Here is a 13,772-nt window from a genome sequence, read left to right on the forward strand (position 1 = left end):
CCATTATTATCTTATTTTAGTTTTTTCAATTGATCACCAATCATTTCACCTAACTGAAAACCCTTCGATTCTTCAGGCATCTCATAATCTGATGTGTTGTAATTGGATTGAGGTTCTTCAAGTTCCTTGATGCTCAATGATAAACGCTGATCCGTTTCATTGACTTCCAGCACTTTCACTTCGACAGACTGGCCTTCTTTAAGTACTTCTTGCGGTGTGGCAATATGCTTGTGTGAAATTTGTGATATATGGACAAGCCCTTCTACGCCTGGAAAAATTTCCACGAATGCACCAAAAGAAACAAGGCGTTTGACGATACCTTCCAGTTTAGAGCCTTTGGCAGCTTTTTCTGCAATTCCTGCCCAAGGTCCAGGAAGGGTATCCTTGATGGAAAGTGAAATCCTTTCATTATCACGATCGATGGATAGCACTTTCACCTGCACCTTATCCCCTTCGGACACGACATCGGATGCCTTGTCGACATGCTGATGGGAAAGCTGGGAAATGTGGACAAGGCCGTCTACGCCACCAATATCCACGAACGCACCAAAATCGGTAATCCTTTGGACCACACCCTCAAGCACTTGCCCGCTTTCAATCTTATCCAAGACGTTTGCTTTTTGCTTTTCCTTTTGGTCCTGGACCACTGCCCGATGTGAGAGGATTAAGCGATTTTTGTCTTTCTCAAGTTCAACGATCTTGAATGTTAAAGTTTTGTTTTTGTAATCAGAAAAGTCTTCAACGAAATAGTCTTCTACTAGAGAAGCTGGAACAAAACCACGTACGCCTAGATCTACGACAAGCCCGCCTTTGACGACATCTTTAACTTCAGCCTCAAATACGTCTCCATTTTCAAATTTCAATTCCAGGTCATCCCATGCCTTAAGAGCGTCAATTTTACGTTTTGATAGAATGAGAGCTTCTTCTTCGACTTTAATGACTTCCAGCTCCAATGCATCACCTTCCGAAACGGCATCTGACGCCTTTTCGACATGCAGGCTTGAAAGCTCACTGATAGGTATGATTCCATCAGTCTTGCTGTTTTCCACATCGACAATGACCTGTTTTTCTTCTACCTTTGAAACGGTTGCTTTAACTTGATCCCCAACTTTGTAATTGTTCACTTCTACTTGGTTCATATCTTCTGTCATTACTAACTCCTCCTTAACCCATGACTGATCAGCAAATTTCCTCTTCATCGGCCACATATTTTATTTAAAGTGGTTCAATAAAAACACTTTCCTAATAAAGATAAAAACAGTTTTTTTTTAGAGTAATAAAGTTATATTCCTTTTCATCGGCAATAAGGAACAATACCCTTATTTTATAAATTCTAACAAAATCAGAAAATTGTCAAGTATGAAGGACTATTTATGCTCGGAAATCAATTTCCCAATATGCTCCATGATGATCTTGGTGGCTTCATCGGCTGATATTTTCTGTTCACGATATTCGGTAAAATTTATTGGAGGACCGTAAACGACCTTCAATGGACGTAAAAATTTATATGGGCCGATGATTGCACACGGTATGATAACGGCATCAGACCGCAACGCAAAAAATCCTGCCCCCGCCAAACCTTCTCCCAATTGACCAGTCTTGCTTCTGGTTCCCTCGGGAAACAGACCAATAGCCTTGCCCTCCTTCAAAAGCTTTAAGCCTTTCCTAAGGGATTCCCGATCGCTATTGCCACGTTTCACGGGAAATGCATTTACTCTTGGTAATATACCCTTTAAAACAGGTGCATGAAACAACTCTTCTTTCGCCATGAAATGAATATCCCTTGGAGACGTCATGCCAACTACGGGCGGATCCAAATTATCAATGTGATTGGCACAGATCAATACCCCGCCCTCTTTAGGGATATGTTCCTTTCCGAGTGCTTTAACCCTAAACGAAGGCGTTAAAACGCCTTTTACGATGTTCTTGGCAAATGTGTAAAAATCCAATGTCATCTTTTCCTCTCTTCTATTAAAGACATGATACTTTCTGCAACTTCCTGAATCGATAATGAGGTCGTATCGATTTCGATAGCATCCGCTGCCTTTTTCAATGGCGATACCTCGCGTTCGGAGTCCAGTTTGTCCCTTGTTGCGATTTCTTCCCTTAATTTTTCGATATCTGATGGAAAACCTTTCAATATATTTTCCTGATGCCTCCGCTGTGCCCTTTCATCCACAGAAGCGATTAGAAATACCTTTACTTCGGCGTTTGGTAACACATGCGTACCGATGTCCCTGCCATCCATGACGACACCGCCATTTTCACCTAAGATTTGCTGCCTCCGAACCAATTCCTCCCGGATGCTCCGGTGCTTGGCCACTTTTGAAACGGAACCAGTCACTTCATTGTTCCTGATTTGGGCTGTCACGTCCTCGTTATCCAAGAAAACCAACTGCCCATTTTCACTTGGTCTTAATTCGATTTCCGTATTGATGAGAACTTCTGATAATGATTGTTCATCATCAAGAAGAATCTTTTGATTAAGGGCCTTATAGGTAATGGCCCTATACATTGCCCCTGTATCCACATATATGTAATTGAACTTTTCTGCAACAATTTTAGCAACCGTGCTTTTTCCAGCAGCAGCTGGTCCATCGATTGCGACTGATAATTTTTTTTTCATAAATCCTCCCAGGAATCCTACAATCATGCTGATTATTTAGTACCTTTTCATTTTATCACAACTAGCGGGAAAATCATTAATAAAAGGGATGTGTACGATCAAAATCACCTTTGTTCTTTTTTTGATCCCAACAGCCATCAAACGTTATCGTTTTACTGAAAATCTTCTTACAAAAAAAAGCGGGTATCACCGCTTTTACTTATGGGGCCCATTGAATGTTTCAATGATTTTCGTATAATTATTGCTGGTGACACCTTCATACCTCGAGAGCTTGGTCAAATCAAAGATTTGCTCCTCCCTGCTCAAAAGGAATTGGAAAAAAAATAAGCAGGCCAATTGGATGATGATCACTTTAATTAATAGTCTTTCAAATGTTTTCATATAAGCCGCCGCACCCTCCATCCGTTTATATTAGCAGTATGGATGGAATCGCTGTTTTTCATTCAAACAAGTTAAACATGCAAACCTTTTTTCTTTAAATCCACCTGCTTTTCAAATATAAACCTCATTAATGTCTGTATATCATTTTTTGAAGGTTCACGAAATTGGACGTGCAGCAGCATATTTCCATGCTCTTTTCCGTTACGCGAATGACTTTGCTTTTAACCTTAAATAATGAATCTCACCTGATTTCATCGTAAGCGGCATCCACAGGTATAATTGCGAAACCGATTGAATTGCAGTGCCTCTTAAAAGCCTTATGGAAGCTCCGCCAGCGCTGATATCCTCCGTTAATGTGCGAAAAGGGGTAGACTCGGAATGTTCTGGATGAATGGCCGTATCCAAGGTTACATCCAGGAGTACGAATTTGCCTCCACTGGATTTTAACAAACGTTTCTGCTTCGGGCAGCAATAGTTGCATCATGGGTATTCTACCTTTCACTTTTCCAGGCACTTCAGACTCGAATACATAAACAGCCTGCTCTTCATTGGAAAACGTGACATTGAATTGTGTCCCATCCATAAGGAATGCAATTTTTCCAGTCTCTACATCGATGGGAAAGTCCGTATGGAAACAACCCGTTCCCATTTCTACAAACATTCATTTGAACTTTTCCTTCTGTGGTATGTATTTCGGTTCGAGTATTGATATATCACCAATTTTAAACATCGTCGTCCACGTCCTTTTCGATAGGAGGAAACCACATAATACCTCTACGGCCCATATAATCCAATAATCATGAAGTTATTATGTCATAAGAAAAAGGGAAAGTGACTAAGCACATTTCCCTACAACTTATGATTGGCGATTGTTTTAAATTAAATTCTCATATACCGGTTCGGAATTCTTTAATTTTTCCACCTTTTCTTCTTGACCGGTATCTGCATTAATGAAAATACGGTAGGTATCGTCTTTAATCGTACCGAGAAATTCATAACAAAGAACTTCTTCACCAATATCATTGGTGATTAACGCCTTTCCCTCTTCCATTATTTTTACGTTGCTGTTGATTTTGTCCTTTGCTTCTTTTTCGGATATGTTCGGATTCCCTACTTCCCTGGTTTTATGTGATTTTAAATACTCATCAGCTGAAAAACCTATAACGGATCCATCATCCAATGCGATTTTGACCTTGACTGAATCCGGGTAAATCTTGACTCCATTTTCTGATGTTACGAAATTCAATAATGCGATATTATCGTATTGAGCACTTTCAAATAATTCAAGTGAACTGAAATCATGTTCCTTTAAAAAAGCTTCGGCTTTTGTATAGGCTTGATTCAAATCAATATTTGTTTTGTTCACGTCTCTATTATTGATATACCAAATAGGGTAACCGCCTTTTTTTGTCAAATCCATATTCAATTCAGTATCTGAATCTTTATCGAGGATGCTCACACTATAAAATCCATAATCGGAACCTTTTCCATTTTCCTCCACATTAACCTTCAAATTTTTGCTTTTTGAGTGTGCATAGTTTTTTGCTGTCGCGATTGCTTCTTCTTTCGTAATGGTTTCACCTTGCAAATTTTTGAAGTTTTCGTCCCTCTGTTGTGCAGAAGTAAAAGTCGGGTTCATCTCATTTGTTTCCCCATACCCAGATACTTTTTTCTCTACCGTCTTTAATCCGTCAATGATCGTGTTATCCGAATTTTCTTTTCCTGATGCAAGAGCCATCTCGACATCCATCCATCTTAAATTGTTTTTAAGGACTAGATACTGCACTTTCCTTAACTCGCCCTGGATGTCTCCTGCCTGTGTGTACAAGGATTGCAGTGTCGCATATTCCTTATCATCCAATGGTTCTTTTTCAAGGTCCCGTACCGCTGTTTTATAACTGAAGTCCGCAATTTTCGATAAAAATTCCTCTGTCTTGTTAAAAGGAAGCAAGGTCAATGGCAACTGCCCGACATCACTCTGGGCTTCGGAAGTGATACGCCAAACATCTGTTAACGCCGGGCTTAATGAATAACGTGAATTCATGGCCAAAGTACTGCCGACCTTATCGTGCAATAAATCCACTTGATAGCTTAAATCATGAAAGGCACGCTGATACGTATTTTCCGCGTTGATTAATACAGCATTTTTTTCCTTATGTTCTTGATAACCCCAGAATGCAGTTCCTGCAACAACTACAACAAGCAGGGCAATCACTATATTCCTGATCATTTTCCTTCACCTCTTTACTTACAAAAGATATGTTTTCCGATTCTTTTAATTTGTTCCCTTGACCAGATCCATTTACTTGTTGCCGTATCGGGATTAAAGTAATATTCTGCATTACCGCTTGGATCCCACCCATTGATAGCATCCACCACGGCTTCTTTCGCCCTTTCGTTCGGTGTAAGCCAAATCTGTCCATCCGCAACAGCCGTAAACGCCCCAGGTTCAAAAATCACTCCCGAAATGGTATTAGGAAATGCGGCACTTTCCACCCTATTCAGGATTACAGCTGCAACGGCAACCTGACCTGTATATGGCTCCCCTCGCGCCTCTCCATAAACGGCATTGGCCATCAGCTGTATATCGTTTTGAGAATAACCCCCTGGAAGATTGGCAGATGTCGTTGGTTTGGAAGGGGCCTTTCCGGTAGCGGTCCCTCCAGTTCCATTTCCTTTAGCTTTTACCTGTTTTTCAATGGGGACCCCCCCAAAATAGGTGAACTCGTTTCCTTTATTGATTTGCTCATGAACCCATGCTTTATTGAAATTAGACGCATTCGCTAACTTCTGTTTTGTTGTAGTCCCTGCTAAACCATCGATTGGCAGCCCGAAATCTTGTTGAAAGTTTCGAAGTGCCCAATAAGTGCCCCATCCATAGGCTCCATCAATCTTTCCGTTATAGTAACCGATGTTTTGTAGGCGTGCCTGCAGTTCAATTACATCATCTCCAACCGCACCTTTTTGAATGACTTGGCTCGAAAAGGCATTTGTTCTTGTTTCCGGGTAAATTCCGAAACATATAGTTATACACGAAAACAGCAAAAGCCATTTCCATTTTGACGAAATTCCTTTCATCAAAAACACTCCTCTTTTTCTTGAATTAATGTAATTCTATTTTCTTCTTTACTGGCTTTTTTATTCCAAACATAAAAAAAACGGAGCGGGCAAAATATGCCAGCACTCCGTTTTTTGATAGTATTCGTCATTTGCTAAGGTAGTGATTCTGTGAAAGTTTTTCTGCGTGAAAGTCGGACAACAAACGTGCTTTCTTTACTTTTTTCATGCCTAACCACCATAGATAAATCATGAATGGCATAATAAAGTACACCCAAAATTTTTGGGAAACCAAAATATAATCGTAAACCCCATGTAACGAAATTGGTATGATCAATGCCAATAATAAATAGACCCTATTATTCGAAGCCGAAAATTTCGCCTTGCCCAAATAATATCCCATGATCACACCGAACAAAGCGTGACTGGATACAGGGAGAACGGCCCTGAGAAAAGCGTGTTCCACCCCGTTGGCCAGCAGGTATAAAATATTCTCCATTGTGGCGAATCCAAGGGAGACTGCAGCTCCGTAAACAATCCCATCATATGGCTCATCGAATGCCACATGCTGATAAATAACGTAAATGAGTATGAACCACTTGAAGAATTCCTCAAGCAGTGCAGCCCATAAAAAAGCATTTGCTAAATCCGTATTCAAGATATGTTCGGTTTCGAGCACATACTGTATGAACATAATCGGCAATACAAGAAAAACACCGAATATAAATGTTTTGACCACAACCGATATCGGTTCGGTCTCATATTGATCTTTCAAATAGAAATAGCTCAGTAGCGCCAATCCTGGCGCAATAGCCGCTGACAACATGACCAGCATTAGCTGACCCTCTTTTCATCTTCTTTTCCTTAATCGTACCATGGAATGAAGAAAAACTGAATCCAAGAATCAACTCTTCCATTTTTTATTTAATCCTTCAGTACTTAAAGAAGGTCTCATCTATAGGGTTTTCGCTTGCCAGCATGACAGCTAACTTGATTCGTGCCTTCTTGCTGTCATAATCAGCGCCCAAAATCACACCGCGTTGTTTTAGATCAAATGCGCTGCCTTCATAATCATAAGCTGGGTACACTTTTCCTTCTTCTGCACTTGTAGTCATGATGATCGTGATTCCTTTATCGATTGCAGCTTGTATGGAGGTTACCATTACAGGGGTGACTTGTCCCCTTCCTACACCCTCGAGCACTATGCCTTTCGCACCGTTTGCAACCGCAGCATCAATAAAGAGGCCATCAGCTCCTGTATGGCACTTGATGATATCGACCCTTGGGATGAGATTCTGAATATCAAAACACTCCCTATGTAAAGGTTTTTGATAGATGCTCACGACATCATTATCAATTATCCCCAAATAACCATAGCCAAAAGATTCGAATCCCTGTAAATTGGAAGCGTGAACTTTTTTGACATACTTTGCTGAATAGATCCGCTCATTAAAAACGACCACTACCCCAACATCCCTAATAAGATCACTTGCAGCGCATAATATCGAATTCCTTAGATTGGAATATACATCGGTGCCCACTTCTTGAGGAGAACGTTGGGAGCCGGTTAATACGATAGGTCGTTGATCCTTACTCGTGACATCAAGGAAATAAGCCGTTTCCTCAAGTGTATCCGTACCATGGGTCACGACGATTCCCGTAACTTCGGGATCCTCCAATTCCTTTTGAATGGCTAAATTAAGCTGTTGCATTTTCTCAAAGGACATGGACATGCTTGAAATCTGGAAAAGATTAACCACCTTAACCTCGATATCGTTGGGCAATTCGCAAAGTGATGCCAACTCATGGCCAGTCAATGCACCAGAGGCCAGCATACCATTCACAGTTTCTTTACTGGCAATAGTCCCACCAGTCGTTATTAGCGATATTTTTTCCATACGGTCACTGCTCCTCATTTATATATCATTCACTTTTCTTTAACGGCCAAATGATAGGCAATCAATCCACCATGAAACCTGCCGTTCTCGATGAAGATTTCGTTCGCATTATTTCCGGCTGCCAGAACTCCTGCAATATAAAGACCTTTAACGTTCGTTTCCATCGTTTCCTCGTTATATGCAGGCCTTCCAGTCTCCTTATCAATAGTTATGCCCATTGCAGCTAAAAAGGAATGGTCAGGATGGTAACCAGTCATTGCAAATACAAAATCATTTTTAATGACTTTTTCCTCATCACCTACATGATAAATCACGCTGTCTTCCGTTATCCTGTCTACATTCGCATTAAATTCCATCTTGATCGTTCCATTGCGGACTAATGATTCGAATTCCGGAAGAATCCAAGGTTTGATACTTGGAGAGTAATCCGATCCTCTATAAAGGACTGATACCCTTGCTCCTGATTTGACCAATTCCAAAGCTGCATCCACACTTGAGTTTTTGCCACCGATGACTGCAACATCACAATTAAAGTAGGGATGGCCCTCCTTGAAGTAATGAAATACTTTAGGGAGCTGTTCGCCCGGTATGCACATATAGTTAGGATGGTCATAGTATCCGGTCGATATGATCACATGCAGAGCTGTATAGTCCCCTTTCGATGTCTTGACTAAAAACTTGCCATCTTCTCTTTTTTCCACTTTTTCCACTTTTTCGAATGTATTAACCCGCAATTCTTTCCTTTTGACTACCTCCCTATAATAGGCTAGCGCCTGATTGCGGACCGGTTTACGGTTTTCGATTATAAAAGCGACATCACCAATTTCCAGTTTTTCACTCGAACTGAAAAATGTTTGATGTGTCGGATAACGGTAAATGGAATCAACTACATTTCCTTTTTCAATGATCAGGGACTGTATTCCCACTTCTTTAAGAGCGATCGCAGCAGCCAATCCACACGGGCCCCCACCTATGATAATGACTTCTTCAACATTCATCTTTATTCTCCACTGCCTTTCCATCCACTATGTGATACGTTCGTCTAAAAAATAAAAACTCCTATCAATACATGATAGGAGTTTTTACAATTCATTTCAATGATAAAGCAATGAACATGATGTTAACTATATATTAAAACCGATTTGAATCCTTTTAGATCCAACCACGGAAGCGAGAAGCTTCAGCCATTTTTCTTACGCCGATCATATAAGCCGCTAGGCGCATATCAACGCGTCTTGATTGAGCAAGTTCATAAATGTTATTAAAAGATTTTATAAGGATTTTTTCCAGCTTTTCGTCCACTTCTTCTTCAGACCAGTAATACCCTTGATTATTTTGTACCCATTCGAAGTAAGAAACAGTTACACCGCCAGCAGAAGCAAGCACATCAGGAACAAGAAGGATTCCGCGATCCGTCAGGATTTGTGTCGCTTCAATTGTTGTAGGTCCGTTAGCTGCCTCGACAACGATCGATGCTTTGATATCCGCTGCATTTTCTTCAGTGATTTGGTTTTCGATTGCAGCCGGAACTAAAATATCACATTCCAATTCAAGCAGTTCTTTATTTGAAATTGTGCTTTTAAACAATTTCGTTACGGTTCCGAAACTATCTCTCCGATCGAGAAGATAATCGATATCCAATCCCTCCGGATCATGGAGTGCACCATATGCATCTGAAATACCAATGACTTTAGCACCTGCGTCATGCATGAACTTAGCTAAGAAACTACCTGCGTTACCAAAACCTTGAATGACGACCCGTGCCCCTTTAATATCGATGCCGCGTTTTTTGGCAGCTTCATTGATACAGATCGTTACACCTTTAGCAGTGGCTGATTCACGGCCATGAGAACCACCAAGCACTAGCGGCTTACCCGTAATGAATCCTGGCGAGTTGAATTCATCCATACGGCTGTATTCATCCATCATCCAAGCCATGATTTGGGAATTTGTAAATACATCAGGTGCCGGGATATCCTTAGTCGGCCCCACGATTTGGCTAATTGCACGAACGTAGCCCCGGCTCAGTCTTTCAAGCTCACGGAATGACATATTACGAGGATCACAAACAATACCGCCTTTACCCCCGCCGTATGGCAAATCTACGATGCCGCATTTCAAACTCATCCAAATGGATAATGCCTTCACTTCACGTTCCGTTACATTAGGGTGAAAACGGATACCGCCTTTTGTAGGCCCAACAGCATCGTTATGCTGCGCACGGTAACCCGTGAAAATTTTAACCGATCCATCATCCATGCGTACCGGTATCTTCACCGTCAATAAACGCAAAGGTTCCTTCAACAGCTCAAAAACTTCTTCCGGGTAACCCAGCTTATCCAAAGCTTTATGTATTACAGTTTGGGTTGACCTCAGTACGTCGTGTTTTTCTTCTTCATTTACATGGCTATTGCCTTTTGCCGATTCCATTAAAAGTACCTCCTAGAATATCTCATCCATATATAATATTATAATGTACAAATAGTCCTCTTCATGTGCTAGTATACACCTTCGTTACATTTATGCAAGAGTAAAAACGGGAAATTAAAAGTTGGAAATATTCTAAAAATGAAAACGTTATCATATCAACTGCTTTCTTACTCTTTTACCGTATATCTTGTTCGGCCGAAAGTTGACATAAAAAAAGGCAAACCACATTTTTTACCGTAATGCGGCTGCCTTGTCTTCTTTGTTTTACATCAGCTAAAATGTTTGAGCAAAACATGTATCGCTTCATTTTCGATGATACATGTTCCATATTCATTGATGCGGCTGAGTGTCAATGTAGATGCATGGCCATACTCAGCCGCTAGAGATATGACCGTGTCATATGTCGTGTCTTTAACATTTTCGATAAGTAAATAGTATCTACCCTCAAAATGATAAAGGGTACTTTTAAGCAAACCTTGAAAAGATAATCTATGAGATAATTGGACGATATCTTCAAAGTCATCGAAAACATAAAGAATATGGGGGAAATCATCAATTTTCACCTGTAAATCCAAAAATTCCTCTTCGTCTGCCAATAGTTCCTCTTCTTCCTTTGTCACAATGATTATCAACCCTTGTGCAGGCAAGGAGAAAATTTCGATTGCAATGGAGCCACTCATTTTAAAGCTGAGTTCTTCGCACGCTTCTTCGACCATATCCTGAAATAGCTTGTGGACCTTTAAGGAATTCCCTAAAATATCTTCTTTCGTTATGCCTCTATCAATTAAATCATCAAGGGTCAAAAAAATCTTGATTTTATTATTAGTTAATCGTTCCAGCTTCATAAAAAAATGCCCCCTGGTTACCATCTTCATACATCATATGAAGCCTTGGTCTTAGAGTGCATATCCATTATTTCTCCTAATACGGCCGTCACTAACCTTTCAGCCACTCCTCCCATTTCGATTGCGTGTCCCCCATTAAGACTCCGCTGAAGGCAGTTCGGTCTTCTTCAGAAATAAGGCTCAAAGCCGCACCGCCAAGACCCACCTTCAAATCCGGAAAATCCTTTATTAACGCTTCAACCAGCTTAAATGTTCCACCAAGATTCTCTTTCAGTGAACATGACATGAATAGGTAAGAGGGCTTAATGATGTTTAAAACGGTGAAAAGGTCCTTATCAGCAATGGATTCTCCTAAATAAATGGTTTCAAACCCTTTCCGCTTCAAAAAAATGGTGAAGATTAATAGTCCAAATTCATGTTTTTCACCGGGAGCGCAGACGGTAAGGGCTTTCGGAAGAAAACCATTAGTCGGAATAGTATGCATAACCGAACTGATCCTGGATTTTATTATGTTCGACGCAAAGTGTTCATGAGCGGAAGTAATTTCTCCCCTTTCCCACTTATCCCCAATCTGAACCATTATTGAACCGAGTACATCCACTATGGTTTGTTCGATTGTATACATACTGAATGCCCGGCTTATCAGCATATGGGCTTTATTTTCATTGAAATTCAATAGAGCTTCGATTAATTCATCCGATAACTTAATCGCTTGTTCATCCTTACGGTTCGTTTCAGGAACTCCAGGCGCTAGGGTGCCTGTACTTTCGAGAAGTGAAACGGCTTGGCTTATTGTAAAACCTTGCTTTGTTTTAGTAATGAGCCACTTAAGGATTTGCAGATGTTTTTCAGTATACAGCCGGTGCCCCGATTCATTCCTTACAGGTTCGATAAATTTATAGCGCCTTTCCCAAGCCCTAAGGGTTCCCGACTGAATGTCCAGCAGCTTTGAAACTGCCTTAATATTATATTTACCTTCTTGCATGGTTTTACAAGGCCTCCAATAACTGTACGATCATTTGATGAAATTATAGTGGATTTTTCAAGGTCTGTAAAATCCCGGTATACTCGCTTAAAAGCAGCCTAATAGTTTTTTTCCACAGCTTCGCCTATTACGGTGTCTGTCCCCCTTTTCAGGGTGAAGAGGTGCGTTTCAGGCTTAGCTTCAAGCCTTAAAGGCACTGCGCTTGTCCCATAGCCATTACTCGTCATATATATACAATCCCCCTCTTTTTTAACGCTTCCGATCTGATAGGGCCCGAATCCGAATAGGCGAATCTGCCCGCCATGGGTGTGACCTGACAGGACAAGACTAATATGGTGTTCCGGAGTCAACTGTTTCTTGACCAATGGATTATGGCTCACCAAAATCCGGAAATCTTCATTCCCGCAATCCGACAGGGCAAGGTCAAGCCTATCACGTTCTTCCGATATATCATCAATGCCCAGAAGAGCGATTTTGCTTCCATTCTGAGACTCAAAAGAAACAGCTGTATTATCAAGGATCTTCACCCCATGTTTCAAAAGAGTCGCATCCAGTTCATGGAAGTCTCCTTCATAATCATTATTACCCCAAACAAAATAAAGGGGACCAAGTTCTTTTAATTTCAATATATTTTTTTCCACACGTTCTAAAGGAACCCCGCTTTCCCTAATGTCACCGCCAATTATCACCAAATCTGCCTTGTCACGTGTTTCCTCAATCAATTTATCCGCAACGATACGCCGATGAAGATCGGATATAAAAAAAATCCGCACATCGCCAAAGCCTTCAGGAAAGTCTTTGAAATATAGGTCTTGAGAAATCACCCTATCTTGCATAGCCGTACGCCACATGTAAAAGATCATGGCAAATGACAGCAGGATGATGATTAAAAATAATACAGATAACCATAACATCATCGTTAAACCTTCTTTCCATCCTTATCCAAACGTACTTTCATATAACCATAAAACGGTATTACCCGCAATTAAATATGATTTAACGCGATCATCATTTATTTTCATGATATAAGTTAATATCATAATTCTTCTTCATCATTTCAAAAACCTTATGGCGATTTTTCCATTCATCCTCTTTTTCCCACAATTGCTTACTTTTATTAATGATTTCACAGCGTAGCAGTTGAAACTCCTTTTCAGCTTTATCTAGCTTTTTTTTAATTAAAACCATATATCCATATAGACCAATCGCTGCCGCCAAAAAAAGGAAATGGCTAAAATGGTCGACGAAAACACTAAACATACTGAAAAAGGAATAAGAATAAGGTACAACGATATAAAAATAAAGATAAATCATAAAAAGGACAGCAACAATCATGGTTGCCCATAAGCTTTGAAGGTGCTTCTTTTTAAGTGCCTCGAATTTTTTCTTCCGATCCACGACATTTTGCAGCATTTGTTTTGTTGCTTGATCCGTTTTCTCATCCAGTAAAATGATTGTCGACTCCATCGCATTTCCTCCTCTGCTCTTTCAAATCATGATATGAAAGAGTAGAGGAAAAAATGATAATGTACCTGTCACGATGGCCTTCA

15 protein-coding genes are annotated in these 13,772 nt (G+C 40.4%); all 15 read right to left on the minus strand.

What is annotated here, in order from left to right:
• Positions 1 to 11 precede the first annotated feature (11 nt).
• Positions 12 to 1,151 (minus strand): 30S ribosomal protein S1, encoded by a 1,140-nt coding sequence (rpsA, locus tag NYE65_RS02495; RefSeq protein WP_034308045.1) that lies wholly within the window; start codon positions 1,149 to 1,151, stop codon positions 12 to 14.
• 216 nt (positions 1,152 to 1,367) lie between these two features.
• Positions 1,368 to 1,955 (minus strand): lysophospholipid acyltransferase family protein, encoded by a 588-nt coding sequence (locus NYE65_RS02500; RefSeq protein ID WP_170956575.1) that lies wholly within the window; start codon positions 1,953 to 1,955, stop codon positions 1,368 to 1,370.
• Positions 1,952 to 2,626: a (d)CMP kinase gene (gene cmk / locus NYE65_RS02505; RefSeq protein WP_191929644.1), complete on the minus strand. Its 675-nt coding sequence runs from the start codon at positions 2,624 to 2,626 to the stop codon at positions 1,952 to 1,954. The genes NYE65_RS02500 and cmk overlap by 4 nt, the downstream gene beginning before the upstream one ends.
• Before the next feature lie 195 nt (positions 2,627 to 2,821).
• The gene (locus NYE65_RS02510; protein ID WP_098865327.1) at positions 2,822 to 3,007 is read right to left on the minus strand and encodes a YpfB family protein; all 186 of its coding nucleotides are present in this window, start codon (positions 3,005 to 3,007) and stop codon (positions 2,822 to 2,824) included.
• 241 nt (positions 3,008 to 3,248) lie between these two features.
• Positions 3,249 to 3,668, minus strand: a complete 420-nt coding sequence (locus tag NYE65_RS02515; RefSeq protein ID WP_340859768.1) for a flagellar brake protein — start codon at positions 3,666 to 3,668, stop codon at positions 3,249 to 3,251.
• Between the two features lie 213 nt (positions 3,669 to 3,881).
• Positions 3,882 to 5,237: a germination protein YpeB gene (gene ypeB, locus NYE65_RS02520; RefSeq protein ID WP_328145008.1), complete on the minus strand. Its 1,356-nt coding sequence runs from the start codon at positions 5,235 to 5,237 to the stop codon at positions 3,882 to 3,884.
• A 14-nt stretch (positions 5,238 to 5,251) separates the two neighbouring features.
• Complete coding sequence (gene sleB, locus NYE65_RS02525) at positions 5,252 to 6,076, minus strand: spore cortex-lytic enzyme (RefSeq protein ID WP_371748539.1); 825 nt, start codon at positions 6,074 to 6,076, stop codon at positions 5,252 to 5,254.
• 136 nt (positions 6,077 to 6,212) lie between these two features.
• Positions 6,213 to 6,899, minus strand: coding sequence for a glutamic-type intramembrane protease PrsW (gene prsW, locus NYE65_RS02530; RefSeq protein ID WP_034308057.1), 687 nt, complete (start codon positions 6,897 to 6,899; stop codon positions 6,213 to 6,215).
• A gap of 97 nt (positions 6,900 to 6,996) precedes the next feature.
• A complete protein-coding gene (locus NYE65_RS02535) occupies positions 6,997 to 7,962 on the minus strand; it encodes an asparaginase (RefSeq protein WP_098186626.1) in 966 nt (321 codons plus the stop codon).
• A 29-nt stretch (positions 7,963 to 7,991) separates the two neighbouring features.
• Positions 7,992 to 8,960: a YpdA family putative bacillithiol disulfide reductase gene (locus NYE65_RS02540; protein WP_057276277.1), complete on the minus strand. Its 969-nt coding sequence runs from the start codon at positions 8,958 to 8,960 to the stop codon at positions 7,992 to 7,994.
• A gap of 154 nt (positions 8,961 to 9,114) precedes the next feature.
• Positions 9,115 to 10,392 (minus strand): Glu/Leu/Phe/Val family dehydrogenase, encoded by a 1,278-nt coding sequence (locus NYE65_RS02545; protein WP_034308065.1) that lies wholly within the window; start codon positions 10,390 to 10,392, stop codon positions 9,115 to 9,117.
• A gap of 269 nt (positions 10,393 to 10,661) precedes the next feature.
• Positions 10,662 to 11,237, minus strand: a complete 576-nt coding sequence (locus tag NYE65_RS02550; protein WP_034308068.1) for a genetic competence negative regulator — start codon at positions 11,235 to 11,237, stop codon at positions 10,662 to 10,664.
• A gap of 91 nt (positions 11,238 to 11,328) precedes the next feature.
• Positions 11,329 to 12,222, minus strand: coding sequence for a MerR family transcriptional regulator (locus NYE65_RS02555; RefSeq protein ID WP_328145005.1), 894 nt, complete (start codon positions 12,220 to 12,222; stop codon positions 11,329 to 11,331).
• 98 nt (positions 12,223 to 12,320) lie between these two features.
• The gene (locus NYE65_RS02560; protein WP_340862079.1) at positions 12,321 to 13,136 is read right to left on the minus strand and encodes a metallophosphoesterase; all 816 of its coding nucleotides are present in this window, start codon (positions 13,134 to 13,136) and stop codon (positions 12,321 to 12,323) included.
• A gap of 94 nt (positions 13,137 to 13,230) precedes the next feature.
• Positions 13,231 to 13,689, minus strand: a complete 459-nt coding sequence (locus NYE65_RS02565; RefSeq protein WP_328176811.1) for a YpbF family protein — start codon at positions 13,687 to 13,689, stop codon at positions 13,231 to 13,233.
• Positions 13,690 to 13,772: the final 83 nt, after the last annotated feature.

This window comes from Peribacillus sp. FSL R5-0717, assembly GCF_038002945.1.
GTDB lineage: Bacteria > Bacillota > Bacilli > Bacillales > DSM-1321 > Peribacillus > Peribacillus frigoritolerans.

What these genes read in the sequence shown, in the direction of transcription:
- rpsA (WP_034308045.1), bottom strand. Translation starts at nt 1,151, where the DNA reads ATGACAGAAGATATGAACCAAGTAGAAGTGAACAATTACAAAGTTGGG.
- NYE65_RS02500 (WP_170956575.1), bottom strand. Translation starts at nt 1,955, where the DNA reads ATGACATTGGATTTTTACACATTTGCCAAGAACATCGTAAAAGGCGTT.
- cmk (WP_191929644.1), bottom strand. Translation starts at nt 2,626, where the DNA reads ATGAAAAAAAAATTATCAGTCGCAATCGATGGACCAGCTGCTGCTGGA.
- NYE65_RS02510 (WP_098865327.1), bottom strand. Translation starts at nt 3,007, where the DNA reads ATGAAAACATTTGAAAGACTATTAATTAAAGTGATCATCATCCAATTG.
- NYE65_RS02515 (WP_340859768.1), bottom strand. Translation starts at nt 3,668, where the DNA reads ATGTTTGTAGAAATGGGAACGGGTTGTTTCCATACGGACTTTCCCATC.
- ypeB (WP_328145008.1), bottom strand. Translation starts at nt 5,237, where the DNA reads ATGATCAGGAATATAGTGATTGCCCTGCTTGTTGTAGTTGTTGCAGGA.
- prsW (WP_034308057.1), bottom strand. Translation starts at nt 6,899, where the DNA reads ATGCTGGTCATGTTGTCAGCGGCTATTGCGCCAGGATTGGCGCTACTG.
- NYE65_RS02535 (WP_098186626.1), bottom strand. Translation starts at nt 7,962, where the DNA reads ATGGAAAAAATATCGCTAATAACGACTGGTGGGACTATTGCCAGTAAA.
- NYE65_RS02540 (WP_057276277.1), bottom strand. Translation starts at nt 8,960, where the DNA reads ATGAATGTTGAAGAAGTCATTATCATAGGTGGGGGCCCGTGTGGATTG.
- NYE65_RS02545 (WP_034308065.1), bottom strand. Translation starts at nt 10,392, where the DNA reads ATGGAATCGGCAAAAGGCAATAGCCATGTAAATGAAGAAGAAAAACAC.
- NYE65_RS02550 (WP_034308068.1), bottom strand. Translation starts at nt 11,237, where the DNA reads ATGAAGCTGGAACGATTAACTAATAATAAAATCAAGATTTTTTTGACC.
- NYE65_RS02555 (WP_328145005.1), bottom strand. Translation starts at nt 12,222, where the DNA reads ATGCAAGAAGGTAAATATAATATTAAGGCAGTTTCAAAGCTGCTGGAC.
- NYE65_RS02560 (WP_340862079.1), bottom strand. Translation starts at nt 13,136, where the DNA reads ATGTTATGGTTATCTGTATTATTTTTAATCATCATCCTGCTGTCATTT.
- NYE65_RS02565 (WP_328176811.1), bottom strand. Translation starts at nt 13,689, where the DNA reads ATGGAGTCGACAATCATTTTACTGGATGAGAAAACGGATCAAGCAACA.